The sequence below is a fragment of the Vreelandella populi genome, from assembly GCF_003989825.1.
GTDB lineage: Bacteria > Pseudomonadota > Gammaproteobacteria > Pseudomonadales > Halomonadaceae > Vreelandella > Vreelandella populi.
Genome location: NZ_RZHE01000002.1, coordinates 278,211 through 303,181, shown reverse-complemented (window position 1 = coordinate 303,181; position 24,971 = coordinate 278,211). Strand labels below are relative to the sequence as shown.

The 24,971-nt window shown below is 55.7% G+C and carries 27 protein-coding genes; 14 read left to right on the top strand and 13 right to left on the bottom strand.

Annotated elements, in window-relative coordinates; all coding sequences use genetic code 11:
* The first annotated feature begins 162 nt into the window (after positions 1-162).
* Positions 163-624 (top strand): ZapG family protein, encoded by a 462-nt coding sequence (locus ELY25_RS01325; protein WP_126949500.1) that lies wholly within the window; start codon positions 163-165, stop codon positions 622-624.
* Between the two features lie 52 nt (positions 625-676).
* On the opposite strand, the gene ELY25_RS01320 is transcribed toward ELY25_RS01325, so the two are convergent.
* Positions 677-1,438, bottom strand: coding sequence for a Nif3-like dinuclear metal center hexameric protein (locus ELY25_RS01320; RefSeq protein WP_126949499.1), 762 nt, complete (start codon positions 1,436-1,438; stop codon positions 677-679).
* A 138-nt stretch (positions 1,439-1,576) separates the two neighbouring features.
* Here ELY25_RS01320 and ELY25_RS01315 point away from each other — a divergent pair, with 138 nt between their 5' ends.
* Entirely contained in the window at positions 1,577-2,821 is a 1,245-nt protein-coding gene (locus tag ELY25_RS01315; protein WP_126949498.1) for a Do family serine endopeptidase, read from the top strand.
* 16 nt (positions 2,822-2,837) lie between these two features.
* On the opposite strand, the gene hisD is transcribed toward ELY25_RS01315, so the two are convergent.
* The 9 genes from hisD to ELY25_RS01270 all read right to left on the bottom strand — a co-directional run bounded on the left by hisD (position 2,838) and on the right by ELY25_RS01270 (position 9,594).
* Positions 2,838-4,154 carry a histidinol dehydrogenase gene (hisD, locus tag ELY25_RS01310; protein ID WP_126949497.1) on the bottom strand — a complete coding sequence of 439 codons (1,317 nt, stop codon included), beginning with the start codon at positions 4,152-4,154 and terminating at the stop codon, positions 2,838-2,840.
* A 13-nt stretch (positions 4,155-4,167) separates the two neighbouring features.
* Positions 4,168-4,821, bottom strand: coding sequence for an ATP phosphoribosyltransferase (gene hisG, locus ELY25_RS01305; RefSeq protein WP_126949496.1), 654 nt, complete (start codon positions 4,819-4,821; stop codon positions 4,168-4,170).
* Positions 4,822-4,849: 28 nt separating this feature from the next.
* Positions 4,850-6,112, bottom strand: a complete 1,263-nt coding sequence (gene murA, locus ELY25_RS01300; protein ID WP_126949495.1) for a UDP-N-acetylglucosamine 1-carboxyvinyltransferase — start codon at positions 6,110-6,112, stop codon at positions 4,850-4,852.
* 10 nt (positions 6,113-6,122) lie between these two features.
* Complete coding sequence (locus ELY25_RS01295) at positions 6,123-6,374, bottom strand: BolA family protein (protein WP_126949494.1); 252 nt, start codon at positions 6,372-6,374, stop codon at positions 6,123-6,125.
* Between the two features lie 108 nt (positions 6,375-6,482).
* Entirely contained in the window at positions 6,483-6,815 is a 333-nt protein-coding gene (locus ELY25_RS01290; protein ID WP_126949493.1) for an STAS domain-containing protein, read from the bottom strand.
* Positions 6,812-7,468 carry an MlaC/ttg2D family ABC transporter substrate-binding protein gene (locus ELY25_RS01285; protein ID WP_126949574.1) on the bottom strand — a complete coding sequence of 219 codons (657 nt, stop codon included), beginning with the start codon at positions 7,466-7,468 and terminating at the stop codon, positions 6,812-6,814. Before ELY25_RS01285 ends, ELY25_RS01290 begins: the two co-directional genes overlap by 4 nt.
* A gap of 23 nt (positions 7,469-7,491) precedes the next feature.
* Complete coding sequence (gene mlaD, locus ELY25_RS01280; RefSeq protein ID WP_126949492.1) at positions 7,492-7,956, bottom strand: outer membrane lipid asymmetry maintenance protein MlaD; 465 nt, start codon at positions 7,954-7,956, stop codon at positions 7,492-7,494.
* 16 nt (positions 7,957-7,972) lie between these two features.
* Positions 7,973-8,773: a lipid asymmetry maintenance ABC transporter permease subunit MlaE gene (gene mlaE, locus ELY25_RS01275; RefSeq protein WP_126949491.1), complete on the bottom strand. Its 801-nt coding sequence runs from the start codon at positions 8,771-8,773 to the stop codon at positions 7,973-7,975.
* On the bottom strand, positions 8,773-9,594 hold the full coding sequence (locus tag ELY25_RS01270; protein WP_126949490.1) for an ABC transporter ATP-binding protein: 822 nt from the start codon (positions 9,592-9,594) through the stop codon (positions 8,773-8,775). Before ELY25_RS01270 ends, mlaE begins: the two co-directional genes overlap by 1 nt.
* Before the next feature lie 246 nt (positions 9,595-9,840).
* Here ELY25_RS01270 and ELY25_RS01265 point away from each other — a divergent pair, with 246 nt between their 5' ends.
* The 11 genes from ELY25_RS01265 to ELY25_RS01215 all read left to right on the top strand — a co-directional run bounded on the left by ELY25_RS01265 (position 9,841) and on the right by ELY25_RS01215 (position 17,562).
* On the top strand, positions 9,841-10,827 hold the full coding sequence (locus tag ELY25_RS01265; RefSeq protein WP_126949489.1) for a KpsF/GutQ family sugar-phosphate isomerase: 987 nt from the start codon (positions 9,841-9,843) through the stop codon (positions 10,825-10,827).
* Positions 10,828-10,876: 49 nt separating this feature from the next.
* Positions 10,877-11,419, top strand: coding sequence for a KdsC family phosphatase (locus ELY25_RS01260; RefSeq protein ID WP_126949488.1), 543 nt, complete (start codon positions 10,877-10,879; stop codon positions 11,417-11,419).
* Positions 11,419-11,991, top strand: coding sequence for an LPS export ABC transporter periplasmic protein LptC (gene lptC, locus ELY25_RS01255; protein ID WP_126949487.1), 573 nt, complete (start codon positions 11,419-11,421; stop codon positions 11,989-11,991). Before ELY25_RS01260 ends, lptC begins: the two co-directional genes overlap by 1 nt.
* An 8-nt stretch (positions 11,992-11,999) precedes the next feature.
* Positions 12,000-12,491 (top strand): lipopolysaccharide transport periplasmic protein LptA, encoded by a 492-nt coding sequence (gene lptA, locus ELY25_RS01250; protein WP_126949486.1) that lies wholly within the window; start codon positions 12,000-12,002, stop codon positions 12,489-12,491.
* 9 nt (positions 12,492-12,500) lie between these two features.
* Positions 12,501-13,250, top strand: a complete 750-nt coding sequence (gene lptB / locus ELY25_RS01245; RefSeq protein WP_221885405.1) for an LPS export ABC transporter ATP-binding protein — start codon at positions 12,501-12,503, stop codon at positions 13,248-13,250.
* A gap of 105 nt (positions 13,251-13,355) precedes the next feature.
* Positions 13,356-14,771 (top strand): RNA polymerase factor sigma-54, encoded by a 1,416-nt coding sequence (locus ELY25_RS01240; RefSeq protein WP_126949485.1) that lies wholly within the window; start codon positions 13,356-13,358, stop codon positions 14,769-14,771.
* 124 nt (positions 14,772-14,895) lie between these two features.
* On the top strand, positions 14,896-15,204 hold the full coding sequence (hpf, locus tag ELY25_RS01235; RefSeq protein ID WP_018915735.1) for a ribosome hibernation-promoting factor, HPF/YfiA family: 309 nt from the start codon (positions 14,896-14,898) through the stop codon (positions 15,202-15,204).
* 4 nt (positions 15,205-15,208) lie between these two features.
* A complete protein-coding gene (gene ptsN, locus ELY25_RS01230; RefSeq protein ID WP_126949484.1) occupies positions 15,209-15,679 on the top strand; it encodes a PTS IIA-like nitrogen regulatory protein PtsN in 471 nt (156 codons plus the stop codon).
* A 53-nt stretch (positions 15,680-15,732) separates the two neighbouring features.
* On the top strand, positions 15,733-16,665 hold the full coding sequence (gene rapZ, locus ELY25_RS01225; RefSeq protein ID WP_126949483.1) for an RNase adapter RapZ: 933 nt from the start codon (positions 15,733-15,735) through the stop codon (positions 16,663-16,665).
* Positions 16,666-16,707: 42 nt separating this feature from the next.
* Complete coding sequence (locus ELY25_RS01220; protein ID WP_126949482.1) at positions 16,708-16,977, top strand: HPr family phosphocarrier protein; 270 nt, start codon at positions 16,708-16,710, stop codon at positions 16,975-16,977.
* Positions 16,978-17,022: 45 nt separating this feature from the next.
* Positions 17,023-17,562, top strand: coding sequence for a BUD32 family EKC/KEOPS complex subunit (locus ELY25_RS01215; protein ID WP_126949481.1), 540 nt, complete (start codon positions 17,023-17,025; stop codon positions 17,560-17,562).
* Positions 17,563-17,649: 87 nt separating this feature from the next.
* Here the strand turns inward: ELY25_RS01215 and pmbA are convergent, their stop codons facing one another.
* A complete protein-coding gene (gene pmbA, locus ELY25_RS01210; protein ID WP_126949480.1) occupies positions 17,650-18,990 on the bottom strand; it encodes a metalloprotease PmbA in 1,341 nt (446 codons plus the stop codon).
* 132 nt (positions 18,991-19,122) lie between these two features.
* Between pmbA and yjgA the strand changes: the two genes are divergently transcribed.
* A complete protein-coding gene (yjgA, locus tag ELY25_RS01205; protein ID WP_126949479.1) occupies positions 19,123-19,644 on the top strand; it encodes a ribosome biogenesis factor YjgA in 522 nt (173 codons plus the stop codon).
* 20 nt (positions 19,645-19,664) lie between these two features.
* On the opposite strand, the gene tldD is transcribed toward yjgA, so the two are convergent.
* Both tldD and ELY25_RS01195 read right to left on the bottom strand, forming a co-directional pair.
* Complete coding sequence (gene tldD, locus ELY25_RS01200) at positions 19,665-21,116, bottom strand: metalloprotease TldD (RefSeq protein ID WP_126949478.1); 1,452 nt, start codon at positions 21,114-21,116, stop codon at positions 19,665-19,667.
* A complete protein-coding gene (locus ELY25_RS01195; RefSeq protein WP_126949477.1) occupies positions 21,113-24,970 on the bottom strand; it encodes a YhdP family phospholipid transporter in 3,858 nt (1,285 codons plus the stop codon). The genes tldD and ELY25_RS01195 overlap by 4 nt, the downstream gene beginning before the upstream one ends.
* Position 24,971: the final 1 nt, after the last annotated feature.

The window sequence follows — 24,971 nt, the reverse complement described above, 5'->3', positions numbered from 1 at the left end:
CGACCTGCCGCCTTCAAAAAGCAGGGATTATACGCTGCACAACGTCTAAGCGCATGGTTGGATTGACCTAACCAACTAATCGACGCCTATAATGAGGTTTGATTCGTTCGCAAACCGCTCACTCACGAGTGACGGGGCGCACCAAGTGTCAGGGAGAAAACTGTGGAAGCAAGCTCGCCTTATACCTTTGCCATCATTGGCATCATTATCGGCTTCATCATCGGTTTGGGATGCTATCGTCTGTTTAGCAAAGGGGAGCGTCACAACGCCTCTTTACGCCAAACGTTGCTGGAACGAGAACATCAAATTGCTGAGCTCAAAAAGAGCATGGGAAGCCATCTGACCGGCGTTTTTGAGCACGTGAACAGCATTCGTGCTCAAGCCGATCAGCTTGAGCAGAAAATTGTGGAAGATGCACAGCAGTGGCACCTGGGCAGCAATACGCCTGCCGCCCTCAAGGAGCGTCAGCCACCTGCGCAGCCAGAAACCACCAAGACAACCGTGTTGGACTCGGAGAACAGCCTGGCTACTCCTCGTGACTATGCTGACGGCAAGAACGGCACACTTTCAGAAAACTTTGGCTTGAAGGAAAGCGACGCTACCCCACAGCCGCCCCGCTACTAAGCGTGCAATTTAAGGCGCGCACCAGCGGTTCCTTATCCCCGCCGCCCTAGGGTCAGGCGGGGTTATCAATATCGACAAAGCGATGCTCGATAGCGTACTCATCGGCCAGCCACTCGCCTAGCGCCTGCACGCCATAGCGCTCGGTGGCATGGTGTCCAGCGGCAATATAGTGAATGCCCAATTCGCGTGCCAGATGGGTGGTACGCTCGGAAATTTCGCCGGATACAAACGCCTGCGCGCCCGCCTCGGAAGCGGCGGCAATCATGTCCTGCGCGCCGCCCGTACACCACGCGATCCGTTCAATATCACTGTCATTTTCGGCTTCAATAACCATCGGCGTACGCTGTAACGTACCGGCTATTTGCACCGCCAGCGTGTGAATGCGCTGCGGTTGCGGGAGACGTCCCGACCAGAGCAACCCTTCACCCAACTCCCCATCCAGACAACCTTCCACTTTCCACCCCAGACGCTTGGCAAGCTCTGCGTTGTTACCCATTTCAATGTGAGCATCTAGAGGCAGATGGTAAGCCACCAGGTTGATATCGTGATCCATCAACGTTTTGATGCGCCGATGCTTCATGCCGGTAATGGCGATCGGCTCATTTTTCCAAAAATAACCGTGATGAACCAATACCATATCGGCCTGCCAGGCGACGGCCTCATCCAGTAGCGCCTGACAGGCAGTGACACCACTCATCACCCGCTTGACCTGCTCGCGCCCGGCAACCTGCAAACCGTTAATGGTGAAATCCTTAAAAGTTGACGCCCGCAGCTGATGATCACAAGCGGCTACTATTTGGTCGCGATGGGTCACAAAGGCTCCTTTAATGATTCGCTGACTATCGTGAGGATGAACACCAGAAAGTGTTACCATGATGCCATAGTAAAACGCGCTTCGTGATATCGCGAACCTATCGTTTGACAAGACCGCTACCCGTTGAGGACTTTTTGCATGCACCGCTATGTGCTGCCTTATTTATGGCCTATCTTGACTGGGGTACTCCTGGCTGCCCTGCTACTATTTGCGTTCCCCGATACACTGCCCAATCCGTTTAACAGCGAGCCGTCCGCGCCGTCACAAGCGCCCGCTTCACCACTAGTGAATGTTAGCGAGCCAGCCAGCAATCGCCCCGCACCCGAGATTCGCCAGGCCGCTCCACTTTCGCGCCATCAGGGGCCAGCCAGCTATTCCAATGCGGTCAATCAGGCAGCACCTGCCGTCGTCAATATCTACTCATCGCGCATTGTCGAGCGCGACCAGCACCCATTGATGTCAGACCCCTTTTTCCAACAGTTTTTCAATGGCGACGACGCCACGACCCATCAGCGCATGCTATCGAGCCTGGGCTCGGGCGTTATCGTCAGCCACGATGGCTATGTACTGACCAACCATCACGTCATCAATGGTGCAGATGAAATCCAGGTGGCACTACGCGATGGCCGCGAAACCCTTGCTGAAGTAGTGGGCACTGACCCGGAAAGTGATCTAGCGGTGCTGCGTATCAGCCTTGATGATCTGCCGGTGATCGAAATGACCGATTCTGCCGACGTGGCTGTGGGCGATGTGGCACTGGCGATCGGCAATCCGTTTGGTGTAGGTCAAACCGTCACCATGGGCATTATCAGCGCCACCGGGCGCAGCCATTTGGGATTGAACGCCTATGAAGATTTTATTCAGACCGACGCAGCCATCAACCCAGGTAACTCAGGCGGCGCACTGGTCAATCCTGATGGCGCACTGGTAGGCATCAACACTGCTATCTTCTCCCGATCGGGTGGTTCTCAGGGTATTGGCTTTGCCATTCCGACCAATCTGGCGCACAGCATTCTGGATGAGCTGGTGACGCAGGGACGGGTAATTCGTGGCTGGCTGGGTATAGAAGCCCAGGCGCTGTCGCGGGAGCTTGCTGCCTCGTTTGGGCTGCGCACCCCACAGGGAGTGATTGTTGCGGGCGTGGTAAGCGACGGCCCGGCCGACAGAGCTGGCCTGGAGCCGGGTGATATTCTGCTGTCCATCGACGGCCAAGCGGTTCTGGATGCCCGGGCCACAATGAGCAATATTGCCTCAATACCGCCCGGGACTTCCCTACCGCTGACCATCGTACGTAGCGGAGAACGTATGGATATAACGCTGGATGTAGGCGAACGCCCGGTTATCAACAATGCACCAGCAGGCGAACGTCCGAACGGCTCGTAACGCTCGCCTGAGGGGGTCAGTCTTGGATACGATACTCAGCTGATCGCGCATGGGCGGTCAGCGACTCACCCCGGGCCAATACCGATGCGACTTTACCTAACGTGGAGGCGCCCTCGCGTGAGCAGTTAATGATCGAGGAGCGCTTTTGAAAATCATAGACGCCAAGCGGTGATGAGAATCGCGCCGTACCCGAGGTTGGCAGAACATGATTGGGGCCTGCGCAGTAATCCCCTAGCGCTTCTGCGGTGTAGCGCCCCATAAAGATCGCGCCTGCATGACGAACATCATTCAACCATGTGTCAGGCGCATCAACAGAAAGCTCAAGGTGCTCGGGTGCGATTCGGTTAATCAGAGTAACTGCCTCTGCTTTATCCTGACAGAGCACCAGTGCGCCTCGCCGGCCAAGCGATTCCCGCACAATGTCTTCACGCTCAAGCGTGGGTAGCAAACGCTCAATCGCCTCGGCCACCGCATCCAAGTGAGCGCTATCCCAGCTTACCAGAATGGCCTGAGCATCCTCGTCATGTTCCGCTTGAGAAAACAGGTCCATTGCCAGCCAGTCAGGGTCGGTCTGCCCGTCAGAAACCACCAGAATTTCTGAAGGGCCCGCAATCATGTCGATACCTACCTGACCAAACACGGCCCGCTTGGCGGTTGCAACATAGATATTGCCAGGGCCTACGATCTTGTCGACGCGCGGCACCGTTTCCGTGCCGTAAGCCATGGCGGCAATCGCCTGAGCGCCGCCGATGGTGAAGACGTGATCGACGCCTGCCAGATGCGCTGCGGCCAGTACCAACTCGTTGACCACGCCATCAGGGGTGGGTACTACCATGACAATTTCACGTACGCCCGCCACGTGAGCAGGAATCGCATTCATCAACACCGATGAAGGATAAGCGGCCTTGCCGCCCGGCACGTAAATACCTGCTCGATCAAGCGCCGTTACCTGCTGACCCAGCACCGTTCCGTCAGCCTCCTCGTACTGCCAGGAGGTCGGTTTTTGGCGTTCGTGATAAACCCTGATCCGCTCAGCCGCGCGGGCTAATGCCTCACGCTGCTCGGCTGGCAGATTATTGAAGGCCTGCTCCAGCTGGTCAGGCGTCAAGCGCAGCGCCTGCATATTCTCAACCGACAGGCGATCAAAGCGATTAGTCGCTTCGATAACGGCGGCATCACCACGCTGCTTGACGTCGGCCAGAATCTCATCAACACGTGTCTGAACGGCGCTATCTGACACACCCTCCCAGTCCAGGAGCGCATTCAGGCGCTGCTCGAAGGTGTCATCGCGCGTCGAAAGACGATAAATCGTGGCTGAAGACATAGTGCTCATAAAAACTCCCGCGTCATTTCGTAAGCAGTGCTTGGCGCTTTTTGACCGCGCTTTCCAAACGTGCCAGAAGCGGCTTGATACGTTCGTGCTTCATAGTCATGGCCGCTTTATTGACCACCAGACGCGTGCTGATATGGGCAATCAACTCACGCGGCTCCATGCCATTGGCACGCAGCGTGTTGCCAGTATCAACAATATCGACAATTTCATCGGCCAGATTCATCAAGGGCGCAAGCTCCATGGCTCCATAAAGCTTGATCACCTCGGCCTGAATCCCCTGCTCGGCATAGTAGCGTCTGGCAATATTGACAAACTTGGTTGCCACACGCCGGCGAGCATGGGCAGGCCGCTCACCCGTTACCCCAGCTGTCATCAGCTTGCAACGGGCGATATCCAGGTCGAGCGGCTCGTAGAGTCCCTCGGCGCCATGCTCCAAGAGTACATCTTTACCAGCTATCCCCAGATCCGCCGCGCCCAATTGCACATAGGTGGGCACGTCGGTTGCCCGAATGACCACCAACTTGACGTCTGCCAAATTGGTATCAAACAGCAGCTTGCGACTTTTACCCAGATCTTCTGCTGGTGTAATACCGGCATCAGCGAGCAGCGGTAGCGTTTCGTCCAGAATACGCCCTTTGGAAAGGGCTAAAATTAGTTGCTTACTCATTGTAGTGGCCAATGGTTAATAGCATGGCTTAGCCGGGAATTCGGCGAATACGCGCACCCAGCAACTGCAGTTTCTCTTCAATACACTCGTAGCCGCGATCGATATGGTAAATACGATCAACCAGCGTTTCGCCTTCCGCCATCATCGCTGCAATCACCAGCGATGCCGAGGCGCGAAGGTCAGTGGCCATCACTGGTGCACCGGAAAGCTTTTCCACACCGTTGATTAAAGCCGTGTTGCCTTCCAGGGCGATGTTGGCGCCCATGCGGTTGAGCTCCTGCACATGCATGAAGCGGTTCTCAAAGATGGTTTCCACTACCCGCGAATGCCCTTCTGCTACCGCGTTCATAGCTACAAACTGGGCCTGCATATCGGTTGGGAAAGCCGGATAGGGCGCGGTGCGAATATTGACGGCCTTGGGTCTTTTACCGTGCATATCCAAGGCAATCCAGTCATCACCGCTGGTAATTTCGGCACCTGCCTCTTCAAGCTTGGCAAGCACTGCTTCCAGAATGTCAGCTCGGGTACGCTTGACCTTCACCCGGCCACCGGTCATTGCCGCCGCCACCAGAAACGTCCCGGTCTCGATACGATCCGGCATGACATCGTGATGGCAGCCGTGAAGCTTCTCGACGCCTTCAATCACGATGGTGTCGGTGCCATGGCCTCGAATATTGGCGCCCATCTTGATCAAGCACTCGGCCAGATCAACGATTTCAGGTTCGCGCGCCGCGTTCTCAAGAATGGTTTTGCCGTCAGCCAGGGTTGCGGCCATCAACAAGTTCTCAGTACCCGTTACCGTCACTGTATCGAAGAAGATCGTCGCGCCCTTCAGGCGACCATCCACACGGGCACGAATATAGCCGCTCTCAACCCGGATATCAGCGCCCATGGCTTCCAGGCCGCGAATATGCAGATCAACCGGCCGAGAACCGATGGCGCACCCGCCCGGCAGCGACACATCGGCCTCACCAAAGTGAGCAAGCAGCGGCCCCAGAACCAGAATAGAGGCGCGCATTTTCTTGACCAGCTCATAAGGCGCGTGACAGCGGGTTACCTGCGAACCATCCAGCTGAATGCTGAGCTTTTCGCCCATCACCGGCTCCACGCCCATGCGGCCCAATAGCTCAAGCGTGGTGGTGATATCCTGCAGGTGTGGCAGATTACCGATGACGACCGGACCATCGGCCAAGAGGCTGGCACACAAAATAGGCAGTGCCGCATTCTTGGCGCCGCTCACCCACACTTCACCGTCGACCGACCCATTGCCGGTAATGATTAACTTATCCATTGGGCCGCCGTTACTGGGCGTTTTCCGGCGCGGAGGACCACTGCACCGGGGTAAAGGTTTTAATGCTGATAGCGTGTAGCGCGCCTGAGGCAATTTCATCACTCAACGCGGAGTAGACCAATTGCTGGCGCTTAACCGGAGAGAGACCTTCAAAGGCTTCACCAACCGCAATCACCTGAAAGTTACAACCTTCTCCCTGAATATGAAACTCACATCCATCGATACGGGATTCAAGCAGTGCTTTTACCTCATTGGGTTGCATGAGACAGGAAACTCCTTCGAAGTAGTGGTGAATAGTTGGGCAAATAAAAACAATGAGGCAACATAATAAAGAAAAGCGACACGCTTGGCGATGCCAAGGGTGCCAACCCTAAAGAGTTAGGGCTGGCGAATGGATCAATGCATCAAGTTCAGAAAGGGACGCCAAGCGTTCGAGCGGCGCGGAAAGCATGACGGCGCTTACAGCAATACCCTGGGCCTGACAGGTACGCAGCCATTCAAATAGTACGCTGATGACGGCACTGCTGGCCTTTTGAACACCGCTGAAATCAAAGGTGACACTCTTTTCGTCCGTGGCTTCAAGCCATTTCTTGCCAGCAGCGGCCAGTTCAGCCGCTACTGCCATCCCAACATCTCCGACAACACGCAATGTGCTCTGCTCGGCCTCAAGATCGACCAGGGATTGTGACAATAGGCGTGTCACGCATCGCCCCCCTGCTCTAGCTCTTCAACACCGATTTCAGGCGCCCAGCCACGAATCACAGCATCATAGTCGCGGTTGTTTTCGCGCATGGCCTGGTCAAACTGATTGCGGAAGGTAAGCCCCAGGTTGATGCCGTTAACAATCACGTTGACAACCCGCCATTCATTGTTGGAAAGGCGCAGGCTATAGCTCACCGGGTAAACCTGACCGTTAGTGGCGACAACTTCCATATCAACACTGGCTTGATCTTCATAACGCTGGCTACGCTGCGTATCCAGTACACGCAGATCCCTATAGTCAAACGTCACCAGTCCACGTGTATAGGTATCAATCAGAGTCTGACGAAAGACATCGGCAAACCGGCTGCGCTGCTCTGGGGAGGCGTTACGAAAGTAGTTTCCCATCACGCTTGCGCCGATATAGCGAAAGTCCGCTACATCCTCGAGGCTATCGTCAACCAGGGCTTCAAGTTCACCCATATTGTTGGCGTAGTAATCCTTTTTGCCCTCGATTTCACCCATCAGGGCATCAACATTTTCTCGGACCATCGCTTCAGGCGTCTGAGATTGCGCTTGTGCCTGCAGCGGTAAAGCCAATGCCAGCACCACCAAAGCAACCAGCCAGCGAAGTAGAGGAACGGTAGTCTTACGCATCATATTCACCTCGTAAAGAACGTTTAGTTACTTGCCATATTGGATACAAATTGCTGAATAAGTTCTTCAAGCACCAGCGCTGACTGGGTATCGCGGATGGTATCGCCATCCTCCAGCACATCCGGGTCACCACCCACACTTAACCCAATATACTGTTCTCCCAACAAACCGGCAGTTAATATTGCCGCTGTGGTATCCCGGGAAAGCTGGCCTTCCAGGTCACTATCCAGACGCAGAGTGACTTTGGCGTCATACCATTCGGTGTCGAGGTCAATGGACTCTACACGCCCAACTGTTACACCTGCCATGGTCACGCGGGCGCGTGGCTTGAGACCGCCAATATTGGCAAAATTGGCATCCAGGTGAAACGTTTCAGAAGGAGCCGCAAGGCTTAGGCCGCTCACACGCAGGCCCAGAAACACCAGCCCTACAATACCCGCCAGCATGAACAGACCTACACCAAACTCCATGGTTTTACTGCGCTTCATGAAATCACTCCACCCATCAAAGACCGCCGAACATCACGGCAGTCAGTACAAAATCAAGCCCCAGTACCGCAAGCGACGAATACACCACAGTGCGCGTGGTAGCACGCGAAATGCCTTCCGATGTAGGCACCAGATCATAGCCTTGGAAAACCGCAATCCAGGTCACAACGATCGCAAAGACCAAACTCTTGATCATGCCGTTACCCACATCGCTGACAAAGGAAACACTGGCCTGCATATTGCTCCAGTAGGACCCTTCAAAAACGCCCAGCCACTGCACACCGACCAGGTAACCGCCCCAGATGCCGACCACGCCAAAGCCCACGGTTAAAATCGGCAGGGCCACAAACCCGGCCCAAAGCCTTGGCGCAATAACCCGGCGCAGAGGATCAACGCCGATCATTTCCATACTGGTCAGCTGCTCGGTCGCTTTCATCAGGCCAATTTCAGCCGTCAGCGCTGACCCTGCCCGCCCGGCAAATAGCAAAGCAGCCACCACTGGCGCCAACTCACGCAACAGCGAGAGCGCCACCATTTGTCCCAATGCCTGCTCGGCACCAAAATCGACCAAGATGGTGTAGCCCTGAAGCGCCAGCACCATGCCAATAAAAAGGCCCGATACAATCACAATGGCAAGCGATAAGACACCGACAAAATGCATCTGGCGAAGCCATAGATACCACCCCTCCCGGGAGGGTATGCCCACAGCTGACTGGCCAAGAAACAGTCCGGCACGGCCCAACGCTTCCATCACGTCACACCCTTTACGCCCTAATCGGACGATACGGTCAACGCCTTGTTCAAATCTTGACTGCATTACCCTGCCCTTGTCGCGGTAGCTTGGCCAAGAATATCGCTATAAAGCGTCTCAGCGGGATAGTGGAACGGCACCGGGCCATCGGGCTCTCCATGCACAAACTGGCTCACACGCGGGTCCTGGTTGGCATTCAAGGTGTGTGGCGTCCCCTCGGCCACCACCTGACCATCGGCAAGTAGATAAAGATAGTCGGCAATGCTCAAGGTCTCCTTGATATCATGAGAAACCACCACGGAGGTTAGCGCCAGCGCTTCATTAAGCCGCTTGATCAGTTGCACCAACACGCCCATGGAAATGGGGTCCTGTCCGACAAAGGGCTCATCGTAAAGAATAAGTTCCGGGTCTAATGCAATAGCCCGGGCAAGCGCCACACGCCTTGCCATCCCCCCAGAGAGCTCAGCAGGCGATAGATGGCGCGCGCCGCGTAGGCCGACCGCCTCAAGTTTGAGCAGCACTAGATCACGGATCATTGCGTCGGGCAAATTGGTATGTACCCGCAGCGGAAATGCCACGTTTTCAAATACATTCAGGTCAGAAAACAGCGCTCCGCTTTGAAACAGCATTCCCATACGCTTGCGTAACGTAAATAACGCCTTTCGCGACAGACGATGAACGTTCTGCCCATCTACCAGAATGCGCCCCTGATCAGGGGTTAACTGCCCGCCGATTAACTTCAGAAGCGTTGTTTTACCGGTACCGCTAGGCCCCATGATCGCCGTCACCTTGCCCTGCGGGATAATCATGTTAATGCCGCGAAAGATCTCGTGACTCCCACGTGAGAAGTGCACATCTTCAATCTCAATAAAGGGGACATCTGTCATGGGTTGGTCGACTCCCATCGTCGCTTGATTCGAGCGGGCCTGTGATTCTTCAAGCCTATTCTACAGTTTAAAAACAGTGTTTTCGAACAATTATCGAACATCGTATCTTAACTCTAATGGCACTTACAGACGAGGAGGCGTTCCAATGCGGCATAAAAACCCTTTAAAGCGCTATGCTTATAGGCGCGCACAAAATGGTATTCTTGTCCGTTAATCGCATCATGTTATTACCAAAATGAGATTTTCATGCACCAGCCCTCTTCCACTCTTAGCCGACTGCGTGAAAGCGCTTTACGCACGCTGCAAATTGAACAAGCGGCCATTGGCGGTCTTCAAGGCAAGCTTGATGAGAACTTTGACCGTGCCTGCGAGCTAATGCTGGCCTGCCAAGGCCGCGTGGTGGTAACCGGGATGGGCAAGTCAGGGCATATTGCAGGGAAGCTTGCGGCCACGCTTGCCAGCACCGGCACCCCTGCCTTTTTTGTTCACCCGGGTGAGGCGAGCCACGGCGATCTTGGCATGATTACCCGTACTGACGTGGTACTGGCGCTTTCCAATTCGGGTGAAACCTCTGAAGTTACAGCGTTACTACCCTTGTTAAAGCGCCTGGGCACGCCCCTGATCAGCATGACAGGCAAGCCTGGCTCAACGCTTGCCAAACATGCCGATGCACATTTGGATAGCGGCGTTGAACGCGAAGCCTGTCCGCTTGACTTGGCGCCTACTAGCTCTACCACAGCGGCACTCGCTTTGGGGGATGCCCTTGCCGTCGCCCTGCTTGAATCCCGCGGCTTTACTGCCGATGATTTCGCCTTATCCCACCCTGGGGGCAGCCTGGGCAAACGCCTGTTACTACGTGTCAGAGATTTAATGCACGGCGGTTCACGCCTTCCCCAGGTAGCCTTGGGCAGCCCGCTGCGTGATGCGCTACTTGAAATTACTCGCCAAGGGCTCGGTTTCACCTGCGTGATAGATAATGAAGGACGTCTGGCCGGGGTTTACACCGATGGCGATTTACGCCGTACACTCGATCAGTTCCACGACCTGCGCGAAGTAACGGTAGATGAGGTAATGACGCGTCCTGGCAAGCGCATCGGGCCTGACATTCTGGCTGCTGAAGCCGTGCGCATAATGGAAGATAGTCGCATCACCGCGCTGGCGGTCGTCGATGAAGACCAGCGCCCTATTGGGGCGCTGCATATGCATGATCTACTCGCCAGCGGCGTTATTTAACTACGCTAACCCAATATTGACCGACATGTTGACTGACAAGGAGTCTTTGATGGCCCTCCCTACTGCCTTACTTGACCGGATTCGCCACGTTCGCCTGCTTGCCCTGGATGTAGATGGCGTTCTCACCGATGGGCGCCTCTACTTCCAGGCTGATGGCATCGAGATCAAGGCATTTCATACCCAAGACGGCCATGGCTTGAAACTACTCAAACGGGTGGGTATTCATGTAGCGTTAATTACCGGCCGCGATTCGCCGATGGTAAGTCAGCGTGCAGCATCGCTCGGCATCCCTCATGTCTACCAAGGCTGCGAAGATAAGCTCGCCACCTTAAAAACGCTTTGTCAACATCTGAATCTGGACTTGAGCCAGGTGGCCTACTGCGGCGACGATTTGCCTGACCTTGCCCCGATCAAACGAGCAGGTGTGGGTATTACGGTACCGAACGCACCAGATTACATGCTTACTCACGCGGACTGGATTACCGACCGCCTGGGTGGGCATGGCGCGGTACGCGAGATCTGCGATACGTTGCTGGAAGCTCAAGGTCACTGGGGTTCGGTACTTGATACTTATTTACACGGTCGTTCGTAATGTTTAAGTGGGCCAGAAAGCGCGTTTGGCTGGCAGGCCTGGTCATTGCTTTAGGGGTATTGCTAGTGTGGCTTGACCCGCGCAGCCCTAATGAACGACCGATCGACCCGGACGCTCAGGCAGAAGAGCCCGGCCACGTGCTGGAGAATGCGAAAATCACTCTATTTGGCGAATCCGGCCGGGTTGAACAGTCATTGGCTTCGCCTTTGTTGATATATATACCCCAACGCGCGGCGGCTGAAGCGACCCAGCCTGAAGCCACCCTGTATGACAGCGATAATCGCGAATGGCTTGCCAACGCCAATCAGGGCACGCTGAATACAGATACTCAGGCACTCACCCTTTTAGGTGAGGCCAGACTGCTTGCCCCGACTGAAGGCTGGCAGTTGGATACTGAAGAGCTGCACTATGATGGCTTGGCGCGCCACGCCTGGAGCGAGGCGCCCGCCCTGCTCCAGCAGCCGCCTCAGCAAATGAGTGCAACACGTATGGATGTCTGGCTTGACGATAGCCAGGTCCGGTTAACCGATAATGTACGCGGCCACCATCCGCCCGCGACACAAACCCCTTAGGAGTCGCTATGAAAGCTCTTGTTCGTACCGCGCTTTTCGCCCTCGCGGTGCCGCTATCGGCAGCGGCCCAGAACAGCCAGGCACCGGTTGAAGTTGAGGCCGACCGGCTGGACCTTGATCAGCGCGCCGGCACAGCGGTTTACTCCGGCAATGTCGATATCCGCCAGGGTAATATGCAACTGCGCGGCGAGCGCGTTGAAATTCAGCGTAATGAAGCTGGCGAACTCTCTCTGGTAACGGCGACGGGAGAACGCGCTTACTTGCGCAATCAACTGGAAAATGAGGAAACGCCCATGGAAGGCTGGGGGCGCCGAGTGATTTATCACGTAGCAGAACGCCGTGTTGAGCTTATCGACCAGGCTGAGCTTACCCAAGGCAGGGACCAGTTCAACGGCGGGCGCCTTGAGTACTTTATCGACCGCGGGGTCGTGCAGGCGCGTTCGGACGTTAGCGGCAGTGAGCCGCAACGCATTCGTATGACACTTCAGCCAGCGCAATAGGAGCAGCCGATGGCTACTGCGGAATCAGCGCCAATCAAAACGCTTTACGCTAATCACCTGGCTAAAAGTTACAAGCGTCGCCGGGTGGTTCAGGATATCAGCCTGGAAATTGCTCAAGGGAGCGTGGTTGGCCTGCTGGGCCCGAATGGTGCAGGTAAAACCACCTCATTTTACATGATTGTGGGCCTCGTTAAATCAGACGCCGGCACGGTAAGTATCGATGAGCTAGACCTCACCCGCGCCCCCATGCATGAACGTGCCATGGCGGGCATTGGCTATCTACCTCAGGAAGCGTCCATTTTTCGCAAGCTGTCGGTTGCGGATAACATCATGGCGATACTGGAGACACGAAAGGAGCTGGATAGCGCTGGGCGTGAGCAGCGCCTGGAAAGCCTTTTAGAAGATTTCCATATCACCCATATCCGCGACAACCTGGGCATGAGCCTTTCTGGGGGCGAGCGACGCCGAGTAGAAATTGCCCGCTCGCTGGCAACAGAGCCTGCCTTTATCCTGCTTGATGAGCCGTTTGCAGGGGTAGACCCTATTTCGGTAGGCGAAATTAAAAGCATTATCCGTGCCCTTAAAAAACGTCATATTGGCGTACTGATTACCGACCATAACGTACGGGAAACGCTGGATATCTGCGACATTGCCTACATCGTGGGCGATGGTCATATAATTGCTGGCGGAAGTCCCGAAACCATCCTTAACAACAAAAAAGTAAGAGAGGTCTATTTGGGCGCTGATTTTCGTCTTTAAACAGTGACCTGCAGCAAAATTATTCCCAGTGGCATGCTTATTGCACTTGCACATGGACATGACTCGCACTAGTGTGGAGCTTTCCGATTAACGAGTGGTTCTCAGATGGTCATGAAAGCTTCTCTCCAATTGCGTATCGGTACGCAGCTGACCATGACACCTCAGCTGCAGCAGGCAATTGCCCTGTTACAGCTATCCACATTGGACCTGCGCCAGGAAATTCAGCAGGCGTTGGATGCCAACCCAATGCTGGAACAGGAAGATGAATTCGGCGAGCAAGCCACCGTTGAGCCTCAGGAAGCAGAATGGTCAGAAAGCATCCCAAACGAGCTCTCGGTGGATAGCGACTGGTCTGATACTTATCAAGACATGGCCAGCTCAGCCGGGAGCAGCGATGGCCCGGACTTTGAACGTCAAGCTGCCGGACAAAGCCTGCACGGGCATCTGCTTTGGCAGCTGGCCATGACCGATTTCAATGCTCGCGAACAGCTGGTCGCCGAAAGCTTGATTGATGCGCTAGATGCCAACGGCTATTTAATGCAGCCGCTCAATGACATCCGGGACGGGCTGCGCGCTCAGGGCCTTGAAGGACTCAACCAGCGCGAGATGGAGACCATTCTGCTGCGCCTGCAGCAATTTGAACCTACTGGCGTTTTCGCCCGTGACCTGCGCGAATGCCTGATGCTTCAGTTGGCTACCTTACCCGACGACACGCCTCTGCTGGTGCCTGCACGCCGTCTGGTGCGTCAGTTTCTGGAAGCGCTGGGCAAAAACGACCTGCGGTTGTTAAAGCGTCGCCTGGGGCTTGATGACGAGCAGCTGGAGGATGTGGTCAGCCTGATCCGTAGTCTTGACCCGCGCCCCGGCAGTGCTTACGGGGTTACCGATGATAGCTACATCACGCCGGACCTGGTGGTGCGTCACGATAACGAAGGCTGGCATCTTGAGCTTAACCCCGAAGCCCTGCCCCGTTTGCGCATTCAGCCCGACTATGCCAGCCTGATTAAACGGGCAGACAAGAGCCAGGATAATCAGTTTCTCAAAGAGCACCTGCAAGAAGCGCGCTGGTTGATCAAAAGTCTCTCCAGCCGCAACGACACACTGCTACGCGTGGGTCGCGAGATCGTTACGCGCCAGATCGGTTTTCTAGAGCAAGGTGAAGAGGCCATGAAACCACTGATTCTTGCTGATATTGCCGAAGCCGTGGAAATGCATGAGTCCACCATTTCGCGGGTGACAACACAAAAATATATTCACACGCCTCGCGGCGTTTTCGAACTCAAATACTTTTTCTCCAGTCAGATCAGTGGTCAGGATGGTGGCGACAGCCATTCAAGTACGGCTATTCGCGCCCGACTTAAAAAGCTGATTCAGGACGAACCGCCCGGCAAGCCACTGTCTGACAGCCGCTTGGTGACCCTACTGGAGGAAGGCGGCATTACGGTGGCTCGACGTACCGTTGCCAAATATCGCGAGTCGTTAGGCATTCCGTCCTCGAGTGAACGACGCCGCTTGAGATAGTTGTTTAAAGTAGTCTGTTACAACCGCTTTTCAGGCTGAAAAGGCAAAACTCGTCTCAAGGGCTTTGCAATAGCGCAAAAAGGGTTACAATCGAAATACAGTCCGATGGATAAGGAGCACGTCAATGCAAGTAAACATCACTGGTCATCATGTAGAACTGACTGACGCCTTGCGTGACTATGTTAATGAAAAGCTTGAACGCGTCGAACGTCATTACGACAACATCACTACGGTACAAGTAACCTTATCCATTGAGAAGGAGCGCCAGCAAGCGGCGTGCACCCTTCATGCGGCAGGTGCCGACTTACATGCTGATGCGGAAGATGTCGACATGTATGCTGCCATTGACGCATTAGCAGACAAAATCGATCGTCAACTCGTTAAGCATAAGGAAAAAGCACAAGCCCGCGCCCAAGGCGCAGGCGTGCGTTAATTCGATGACGCTGGAAACCATTCTCCCCCCGGAGCGCGTGCTTTACGATGTGCCCGGGGGCAGCAAAAAACGGGTGCTGGAGTTCTTCAGCACCTTTATCGCTCAAAACACACCCAGCCTGGATAGCCAGGAAGTTTTCAGCCGTCTGATTGGTAGAGAACGTCTTGGCAGCACGGGGATTGGCAATGGCGTTGCCATTCCCCATGCGCGAAGCCCGCATTGCGCAACACCTATTGCTGGCTTTCTCAAGCTGTCAGAACCCGTCGATTTTGACGCTATCGATGGCGACCCGGTGGATCTGGTCTTTGTACTGCTCGTGCCTGAAGAGGCCGATGATACCCACCTGTCGTTACTTGGCCAGGTTGCCACCATCATGAATGATGCAAGCACGCGCCAAGCGCTTCGAAAAACTAGCAGCCAGCGTGAACTGCTTGATCTGCTTTCCAGCAAGATCCGTGAACAGGCTGCGCATTAATCCTTCGCAGCTTACGTATCTTCTCGCTTTACCCTCATGCAAAGAGAACCACTATGCAACTGGTGATCATTAGCGGCCGCTCAGGGTCTGGCAAGTCTATTGCCCTCCAAGCGTTGGAAGATATCGGTTATTACGCCATCGACAACCTTCCTGCCATGCTGCTGGGCTCGTTGATAGATGAGCTTCGTGAAGAAGGTGGTCGTACGCATCTGGCAGTCAGTATTGATGCGCGCAACCTGCCTGCAGCGCTTGAACGGTTGCCTTCACTCTTGGAAGAGCTGCGCCAGCGCCCAATCGACTGTCAGATTATCTACCTGACCACCGATGCGCGTATTCTGCTCGAGCGCTACTCGGCCACGCGACGCCGCCACCCTTTAACGCGTGATAGCCATATGACGCTTGAAGAGGCGATCAGCAAAGAAGAAGAAACCCTCAACGAAATACGTGATCTAGCCGATCTGCTGATAGACACTTCCCGCCTCTCGGTACATGACCTGCGCCGCCGTATTACCGATCAGGTCGCCCACCAGCGCAAAGATCAGCTCACGCTTACCTTCGAGTCATTTGGCTACAAGCGGGGCGTACCCATGGATGCCGACCTAGTATTTGATGTGCGCTGTCTGCCCAACCCTTACTGGGACCCCACATTACGTCAATATACGGGGCGCGACGCTACGATCATCGACTTTCTGCGTGGCTATCCCATTGTCGAAGATATGACCCGCGATATTCAGATGCTGCTTGAACGCTGGTTGCCTGCTTATCGAAACAGTCAGCGTAGCTATATGACGGTCGCAATTGGCTGTACGGGTGGGCAGCATCGCTCTGTGTACGTGGCTGAGCAGTTGGCGCAGGCGCTGGCACCTCAAATAGGCGACGTGCACTTGCGCCACCGCGAACTGGGGCTGCAGTACACGCTGGGCGGCTCTCAAACAGAGCCCGTAGATATCGCGACACTCATCGAGCAGAAGCCCGGCGTATCCTGATCGCTTACTTTGCATGACACCACTCGGATAAAAGGAATCAGGGTGCCAGAAAGAACTTTAACCCTTACCAATCAGCGCGGCCTGCACGCCCGCGCCGCGACCAAACTGGTCACCTGTGCGCAGCGGTTCGAGTCCCGGGTATATATCTACAAACAGGCCCAGAAGGCCGACGCCGCCAACATTATGTCACTTCTCATGCTGGCCGCCCCATGCAGCACAACGCTGACCGTCGAAGCCGTCGGCGATGACGCCGAAGCAGCACTGGATGCGCTGGAGGCTCTATTCAAGGCACGCTTCGATGAAGAAGCCTGACCATCGACTTTCTGCGGTGTCATCCCCCATCTACCGAGCAAAGCCATGCAGCTAATCCAGACCGGCAAGTACTCCCGAGTCTACTTTGATTCCGAACGCGACCACTTCATCAAGACCTTTAAGCCAAAGGCCTTTGACCGGCTCCGCTACTTGTTACGCATCCGCCCCTATCCCGGGCTCAACTTCGCGCTCGTCGCTTCTCGCCTGGGAGCTCTCGGCATCGCGACGCCGACTATCACTGAAGCCCGCCCCTATCGACTGGTTACCGAGAATATACACGGCGTGCCACTCAGGCAGGTAATCCTCGGCTCACCAGACCTTCAGGAGCAGTATCTGGACGCCCTGGTCGCCTTCGACCGCGATGGCATTCACTGCCGCGGCCTGCACACCGGCAACTTTCTAGTTCGCGAGGGCCGCATGTTTGCTATCGACCTTGATGCTTACAAGGCACCGCGCTGGTGGCGCTACCCACGCCGCGAGTATCTAGAATGCCTGAGCCGCTCGCTCAAGGGCGACGAGGCCTTTCTATTCACCCGCCTTCTCGAACGGCTGGGGCTGGACGAGAACTACCGCCCGAAACGCTGAGCGCTCAGCCTACGGGGCCAAAGTCCGCCTACTAAAAGCCCGCGATATGACTGCGGGCTTTTGTCTTATTAAACGGTGCATGCTGGTTCAGCTACCGGCCACCGTCATCGCATCAATCAGCCAACTGCCCGTATGAATACTGCCCCGCGTATCGATATCGCTACCAATACCTACCAGGCCTGAGAACATGCGCTCCAGGTTTCCGGCAATGGTAAATTCCTCGATCGGGTACTGGATTTCGCCGTTCTCCACCCAGAAACCGGCCGCGCCACGTGAGTAATCACCGGTGACGCCGTTGACCCCCTGGCCCATCAGCTCGGTTACCCAGATACCTCGACCCATCTCTTTGAGCAACGCTTCGCGCGTCTTCAATGGAGCGTCAAGGCGCACATTGCGCGCGCCGCCCGCATTACCGGTGGTCTGCATCCCCAGGCGACGGGCGCTGTAGGAAGAGAGCATGTAGCTTGCGATACTTCCCTGATCAATAAAGCGGTTATTACGGGTTTGAACACCCTCACCATCAAATGGCGTACTTGCCGTAGCCCCCACTTCCATAGGCCGCTCTTCAAGGCTAAACCACTCAGGAAATAGCGGCGTGCCCAAACGGTCACACAAAAAAGAGGATTGTCGGTACAAGGCGCCGCCCGCTAAAGCGCTTAGTAGATGGCCAACCAATCCGCTGGATAGCGAAGGGTCAAACAGAATTGGAAACGTACCCGTAGGTGGACGCTGGGCGCCAAGTCGTCGCAATGTGCGCTCAGCCGCTTCGCGACCAACGTCCGCCGGATCACGTAGCGCTTCAGGGTTGCGCGAGGAAGTGTAGTCATAGTCGCGCTGCATGCCGTTTGCGTCCTGAGCAATCAACATGCAGGAGAGCGAATGGCTACTGCCCTTCTGGGTACCCAGAAAACCATGGCTATTGGCGTACACCCGCACACCTTCACCGCTTGAAAGCGATGCCCCTTCTGACTGGCTAATACCCTCAACATCGCGGCCCGCCTGCTCACAGGCAAGCGCTAGCTCAATAGCTTGGTCAGTGGTTAGCGCCCAGGGGTAATGTACCTTGAGATCAGGCAGCTCGGTTGCCATCTGGTCGGCATCTGCCAGGCCCGCCGCCGGGTCTTCACCGGTGTAGCGAGCAATCGCCAATGCCTTCTCGACCGCCGCCTGGATAGAGGCGGAGCTTGCATCGCTGGAAGACGCACTACCCTTGCGTTTACCCACATAAAGAGTAACCGCTATTCCCTGGTCGCGGGAAAGCTCAACGGTTTCCACCTCTCCCAAGCGCACGCTGATACCTATGCCTTGGTCGACACTCGCACCCACTTCGGCAGCATCTGCACCCAGCCGTTTGGCCAGGGCCAGTGCCTCTTCTGCACGCTTCGTCAATAGAGCCTGCTGCGAGGATGCATCAAATGCCTGTGCCATATGGCCTCCTTTTTCGCCTGAATCACTTAAGCGAATCAATGTTATGGTCGCAGCCTGATATAATGCTGCCAACGAATCTTGTCAGTGAGCCCTACTTTGTTAGTGGGCCCAATTTAGTCAGTGAGTCCTATTATGCCGAAACAACGCCCCGAGCCCTTTGATACCCAGGAACCCGAAGAGCGGCCCAGCAAATCGCAGCTCAAACGCGAAATGCATGCCCTTCAGGCTCTTGGCGAAACGTTAATCGCCATGCGGCCTGCCGAGCGCGCCCGCTTTCCTCTCTCCGACGATATGCTGCGTGCCATTGAAGAAACGTCTCGCATCCGCTCCCATGAAGGCCGTCGCCGTCATATGCAGTATGTCGGCAAGCTGATCCGCAAGGAGGACCTGGTTGCCATACAAGGCGTTTTTGACGCCATCGAGCAGGAAAAAGAGCAGCGCGATCACGCCTTTCACCGGCTTGAAAAATGGCGGGACCGGCTCGTGGAAGACGGCGATCCTGCCGTTGATCTTTTTATGGCGGAATACCCCGATGCCGACCGCCAAGCACTGCGCCAGCTAATACGCAATGCTCAGCGCGAACGCGACCAAGGCAAGCCGCCCACCAGCTCGCGCAAGCTGTTCAAGCACTTACGCGAAACGCTGGCACTTTAATATTTCAGAACTGAAAATATTCAGGACTGCGTACCGCCCACGGTCAGCTCATCTAATTTTAGCGTGGGCTGGCCAACGCCTACCGGCACGCCCTGACCCTCTTTACCGCATACGCCCACGCCGGTATCCAGCGCCATATCATGGCCAATCATGGAAACGCGCCCCATTGCCTCGGGGCCGTTACCGATCAGCGTGGCGCCTTTTACAGGCGCTGTAATACGCCCATCTTCAATCAGATACGCTTCACTGGCGGAGAACACGAACTTGCCCGAGGTGATATCCACTTGGCCACCACCAAAGCTGACCGCGTAAATCCCACGTTTAACGCTTTTAATAATATCTTCCGGCTCATCCTGGCCTGCCAGCATTACCGTATTGGTCATGCGTGGCATGGGCAGGTGAGCAAAAGATTCACGGCGCGCATTACCGGTTGGTGCCATATTCATTAGCCGCGCATTCAACTTATCCTGCATGTAGCCGGTGAGAATACCGTCTTCAATCAGCGCCGTATTCTGGCCAGGCGTACCTTCATCATCGATGCTGAGCGAACCGCGCCCATCGGCAATCGTGGCATCATCCACCACGGTAACCCCTTTGGCCGCCACTCGCTGCCCCATTCGTCCGGCAAATGCCGAGCTGCCTTTACGATTAAAGTCACCTTCAAGCCCGTGACCAACCGCTTCGTGAAGCAGAATGCCCGGCCAGCCCGAGGCAAGCACGATCGGCATTTTCCCGGCAGGCGCCTCAACGGCCTCAAGATTCACCAGTGCCTGACGCACAGCTTCTTTGGCGTAACGCTCGGCCACCCCTTCATCGCGCAGCCTGGCCATGGAATAGCGTCCACCCCCACCGGCACCGCCGCGCTCACGCCGGCCGTTTTTGACTGCGATAACGCTGACGTTAAAGCGCACTAGCGGACGAATATCTGCCGCCAGCGTACCATCGCTTGCTCGCACCAGGACAACTTCATAGGTGCCAGAAAGCGATGCACTGACTTGTGTAACGCTTGGGTCGGCGGCGCGGGCCGCTCGGTCGGCATCTTTCAACATGGCGACCTTCTCTTCAGCACTCAGGCCTGCTAGAGGATCTATACCGGCATAAAATGACGCTGCTGCGACGGGCTGAACCGCTTGGCTCAGCAGACGTTTACCGCTACGCACGATCCCCGAAGCCGTTCGGCCAGTATCCATCAATGCATCGGCACTAATCTGGTTGGAGTAGGCAAAGCCGGTTTTTTCACCGGCAAGGGCGCGTACGCCGACACCACCATCAATGTTGTAGCTGGCCTCTTTTACTTCGCCATCTTCCAGTACCCAGCCTTCCTGCCACGTCCGCTGGAAATAGAGGTCGGCGTAATCCACGCCGACACCCATGGCGTAATCAAGGCCTTTATCCAGACCATCAAGATCCAGGCCACCCGGCGTGAGCAGGATGGAAACAGCGGACTCTATATCGCTTTTATGTGCGGTCATTGGGGGCCTTCTAAGGTAACCTGCGGCGACGTCCAGGGACCTCGCACGCGATAATGGATAGTCGTTGCACGATCCAGCGCATTACCAAATAGCTGATCGGCGATAAACAGTGCGCCGCCTACGATAGGTGCGCCTACCGCCACGGCTGCAATGGGCAGGTTTTGCGTGACAGGCAGCACGACACCAAGGCGCTGATCCAACTCTTGACGAAGCAGGTCGACACTGCCCGTTAAGGTCACGTTGGCGGCAGGCGCTTCAATTTGCAATGGGCCCCGCAGAGTAAGCTGGCCATTAGCGACATCCGCCGAACCGTAGACCCTGTCATAGGCAGTTCCCTGGCCTGTCATGTCGGAAAAATCCAGGCGCAGGCGGCGTAAAATATTGTCGAAATTCAGTAACCCTACCAGACGTACCGGCGCCGACTCCAGCGTAACAAAACGCCCATCGCGGACATCAACGTCAATCTCACCCTCAGCCTGGCTCAAATCAAACTGCCAAGGCGCACCTGCCCAGTTCAATTTGGCAGACGCATCGGTCTGCCGACTGCGTAATGCGACCGGCTGGTCCAGGCGTTCAAGCGCAGTACCCACATCGCCACCTTGAACCGAGATATTGGCGCGGGTACGACTATGTGAGGCATCGCCTTCCCAATAGAGTTCACCACGCGCAGAGAGCTGACCCAAGGTAAGTCCGACCGGCGTCAGCGAAAAACGCTGCCCATCCGTGCGCCAATAGGCGGATAGTGGACCAAAACGGCGCGCGCCCACGCCTATTTCCGCCAGTCGCAGGCGCCCATCAGGCACTCTGGTAAGCCAGTCGGGAATTGCCGCTGGCGGCGCCTGATTCGTGTCTACTTCATGCAGCCATGAATCAGGTGAGGCGGCGTCTGGATCATTGCCAGCGCTGGATAGCGCCAATAATTGATCCACCGCCAACTGCTCAATGGCAATATCCAGCGGGTAGCGGGATTCCGGCTGATACTGGAAACGCCCGGTTACTAGATCGCCCTGCACGGTAGCGCTAGCTGCTCCCTTATAAACGCTGCCATTAAGCCCCAGTGCACCAACACACGTCTGCTGATAGACAAGGCAATCGGTATTCAGCGTGATATCCAGCGGCGGATGATCACTCACTGTGCCTTCTTGTATGCCTGTTTCACCGGCAAATAGCGGAGCAAGGGTCTGTTGCCACGCCATTGGATCAATACGCGGCACGCTTGCTTCAATCTTAAATCCTGGCTGTGAAGGCCATTCAGGCGGGCTTACCTCAGCCCCTGCCAAACGCAGGTTGACAGCCAACGCCTGGGGGCGATTGAGCAGGCGCAAGTGAGCAATATCTGACAGGCGACTTTCCACACGACCGTTTTCAAAATTGGCGTTGAGCGTCCAGGGCCATGGCTGCCCAGCCGCCTTGGCAAATGGTTCGGGAAGGTGACTCGTCACACCCAACCAGCGGCTCTCCAGAGATAAGGAAGGCGTGGGCTCAAGCGTAGCGCGCCCCTGCCACTGCAGCTCCCCATCCAGCACCTGGCTACCTTGATCAGCCGGTATGCCCGCCAGTGAAAACAAAGAAGTAATCTGAGTCTGACCCTTTAGAGCAATTCCTTCACGCTGGGTATGCATTTTTGCGCTGACCTCGCCACCCAATAACCGCCCGTCGACCTCGCCAATCAGCGCCATGCTGTCAGCGTACTGCTGCCAGGTCAGTTGTCCCTTCACGGCTTGCAAGGCAATGTCCAGCGGCGTGTAAACTATGCGTGTGAAATCAGGGGCCGCGTTGATTTCCAGCTGCAGCGCCTCAGGCGCCTTCAGGGGCAGTGACAGGTTGAGAGCACCCTCCACCTGACCTTCCGCCTGCAAATCATCAAGAAGACTCATATCGATATCGGGCATCGCCTGCAGAAATGCAATTAACGAATTCCCATCGCTATGCAGGTCGCCTGCCACATTCAGTGTTTCATCCTGCATGATCAACTCACCCTGGGAGGCCGTCACCCCATGGCTTTGCGCATGATCAATCTGTGCCTCAAGCACCTGATTTTGCCACTTCAAGCGCCCCTCTACCTCTTCAAGCCGTGGCCAACCTGGAGCAATGGGCAGATGTCCCTGGGTAATGGCCAGCGCAAGCGTTGCCGATATATCGTCTGCCGTAACACCATCACCAAGTGGCATACTGAGCTTTAAGGATCCGTTGGGGACTTGACCGCCAATGTCATCAAGTAGCCAGGTGCGTAGCTCGTCATCAAACGCCTTCAGAGGCAGCCACTGCGCCAAGGGTCGCTCCAGCGCATCCACGTTGGCAAAGTCGATATCCAGTCCAAAATGCCCCGTATGGTTGCTTGCAACCAACCCAAAGCCGCCGCTTACCTGAGCGCCATCCCAATCCACATTGAGCTGGCGACCGCTTATCATCGTTCTGGGGCCATCGTAGACCCACTCCACTACGCCTTCTGCGTGCTGGAGCTGCATGGGTGCTGTGAACAGATCAGGAAAATAGAGTGTGCTGTCGCCTGCACTGTTGAACGTTACCCGACCGCGAAAATCCCTCGCCTGCACCCAGGCATCCAGTGGCCCGCCACCCGGCGCTTGCTGCCAGGGCGACACCTCGACATTGGTTAAGGCAGCATCTACTCCCCAGCGGCCTTCACGCTGACCAAGATGTAACCCCCGCACCTGCCCACGAGGGGCAAGCGTCTGCAGTACGCGAGTAACCGATTCGGGAAGAAAGACATAGTCACGCCAGGCCGTGAGCGAGGCCAGTTCAAACGCACTGGTGCGCACTTCCCACCACCCAGGCTGATGGGAAAGATACCAATGATGCGGCAAAGCGGGGCCCTCCACCGTACCTTCGGGCTCTGCCCATTCGACGCTTTGCGCATCACCACTTAGCCAGGCTTCGCCACCCTCACCATCACGCTCCCATTCTCCATGCGCTTTGATATTGCGTAGCACCGCATACTGAACATCTTGGCGCAGCACTAATTGAGGAACGTCAATAGCCAGCCGCGACTCCTGAAGCTTGCCCTCATACCAGCGTCCCCATAGCCGGGCATTGCCGCCGGCTTGCTCCAGAAAAGGAACGTGTTCCGGACGAAATATGTCAGCCAGTTTAAGCAACTGATCAAACTGCACTTCGAGCTTCAAAGTGGCCAAAAAATCTTCCAAACCACGGCGTCCAGGCTGCATCTCTACTAGCAGCTGGGCCGCTGGCAACACCGTCTCTTCCTGCTCAGGGCGAGCCTCAAGCACATTTACCGCACCCTGTAAGTAGGTGCCCTGCTCATTCCCGGTCAGCAACAGTGTTTTGGCATAAAGGGTTACGTTATCCTGCGGGCCGTGCAGCACAACTCGGGTATCATCGATCCAGATACGTTGGCGCAGTAGCCACTCTGTCCAGGCGTCAATGCTTGCCAGGTCGACATCAGGTTCAGGGGCTATATAAAGCGGCAAACGGGCAGGATCAGGCCAATGCCAGTTACCTTCCTGCCCCTGGTAAAGGTGAAATTCGGTTTGGTGCAATCTGATATCGCTGAAAATAGGCAGGAAGTTCTTTAAGGAGGCCACTACATCCAGGCGAAGCTCGGCTCGCTCCAGTGAAAATAGTCGCTGATCGTCCGGCGTTTCAGCGGCAAAGCCCTCAAGCGTAAGGATAAGCTCGCTGCGTGCCATGGATAACGAAAGATTTTCAATCTGTACCGGCACGCCCACATGTCCTTCCAACCAGGTTTCAATTCGCGGCGTGAACGCATCTACCTGGCTACACGCAAGCCTTAAAAGCAGAGTAGCCACTGCGATGAAACCCAGAATAAAGGCCAGAAACAGCAAGCCCCAACGTATCAGCGAGCGCAAGATCATA

What these genes read in the sequence shown, in the direction of transcription:
- ELY25_RS01315 (WP_126949498.1), top strand. Translation starts at nt 1,577, where the DNA reads ATGCACCGCTATGTGCTGCCTTATTTATGGCCTATCTTGACTGGGGTA.
- hisD (WP_126949497.1), bottom strand. Translation starts at nt 4,154, where the DNA reads ATGAGCACTATGTCTTCAGCCACGATTTATCGTCTTTCGACGCGCGAT.
- hisG (WP_126949496.1), bottom strand. Translation starts at nt 4,821, where the DNA reads ATGAGTAAGCAACTAATTTTAGCCCTTTCCAAAGGGCGTATTCTGGAC.
- murA (WP_126949495.1), bottom strand. Translation starts at nt 6,112, where the DNA reads ATGGATAAGTTAATCATTACCGGCAATGGGTCGGTCGACGGTGAAGTG.
- ELY25_RS01295 (WP_126949494.1), bottom strand. Translation starts at nt 6,374, where the DNA reads ATGCAACCCAATGAGGTAAAAGCACTGCTTGAATCCCGTATCGATGGA.
- ELY25_RS01285 (WP_126949574.1), bottom strand. Translation starts at nt 7,468, where the DNA reads ATGCGTAAGACTACCGTTCCTCTACTTCGCTGGCTGGTTGCTTTGGTG.
- mlaD (WP_126949492.1), bottom strand. Translation starts at nt 7,956, where the DNA reads ATGAAGCGCAGTAAAACCATGGAGTTTGGTGTAGGTCTGTTCATGCTG.
- mlaE (WP_126949491.1), bottom strand. Translation starts at nt 8,773, where the DNA reads ATGCAGTCAAGATTTGAACAAGGCGTTGACCGTATCGTCCGATTAGGG.
- ELY25_RS01270 (WP_126949490.1), bottom strand. Translation starts at nt 9,594, where the DNA reads ATGACAGATGTCCCCTTTATTGAGATTGAAGATGTGCACTTCTCACGT.
- ELY25_RS01265 (WP_126949489.1), top strand. Translation starts at nt 9,841, where the DNA reads ATGCACCAGCCCTCTTCCACTCTTAGCCGACTGCGTGAAAGCGCTTTA.
- ELY25_RS01260 (WP_126949488.1), top strand. Translation starts at nt 10,877, where the DNA reads ATGGCCCTCCCTACTGCCTTACTTGACCGGATTCGCCACGTTCGCCTG.
- lptC (WP_126949487.1), top strand. Translation starts at nt 11,419, where the DNA reads ATGTTTAAGTGGGCCAGAAAGCGCGTTTGGCTGGCAGGCCTGGTCATT.
- lptA (WP_126949486.1), top strand. Translation starts at nt 12,000, where the DNA reads ATGAAAGCTCTTGTTCGTACCGCGCTTTTCGCCCTCGCGGTGCCGCTA.
- lptB (WP_221885405.1), top strand. Translation starts at nt 12,501, where the DNA reads ATGGCTACTGCGGAATCAGCGCCAATCAAAACGCTTTACGCTAATCAC.
- ELY25_RS01240 (WP_126949485.1), top strand. Translation starts at nt 13,356, where the DNA reads ATGGTCATGAAAGCTTCTCTCCAATTGCGTATCGGTACGCAGCTGACC.
- hpf (WP_018915735.1), top strand. Translation starts at nt 14,896, where the DNA reads ATGCAAGTAAACATCACTGGTCATCATGTAGAACTGACTGACGCCTTG.
- ptsN (WP_126949484.1), top strand. Translation starts at nt 15,209, where the DNA reads ATGACGCTGGAAACCATTCTCCCCCCGGAGCGCGTGCTTTACGATGTG.
- rapZ (WP_126949483.1), top strand. Translation starts at nt 15,733, where the DNA reads ATGCAACTGGTGATCATTAGCGGCCGCTCAGGGTCTGGCAAGTCTATT.
- ELY25_RS01215 (WP_126949481.1), top strand. Translation starts at nt 17,023, where the DNA reads ATGCAGCTAATCCAGACCGGCAAGTACTCCCGAGTCTACTTTGATTCC.
- pmbA (WP_126949480.1), bottom strand. Translation starts at nt 18,990, where the DNA reads ATGGCACAGGCATTTGATGCATCCTCGCAGCAGGCTCTATTGACGAAG.
- yjgA (WP_126949479.1), top strand. Translation starts at nt 19,123, where the DNA reads ATGCCGAAACAACGCCCCGAGCCCTTTGATACCCAGGAACCCGAAGAG.
- tldD (WP_126949478.1), bottom strand. Translation starts at nt 21,116, where the DNA reads ATGACCGCACATAAAAGCGATATAGAGTCCGCTGTTTCCATCCTGCTC.
- ELY25_RS01195 (WP_126949477.1), bottom strand. Translation starts at nt 24,970, where the DNA reads ATGATCTTGCGCTCGCTGATACGTTGGGGCTTGCTGTTTCTGGCCTTT.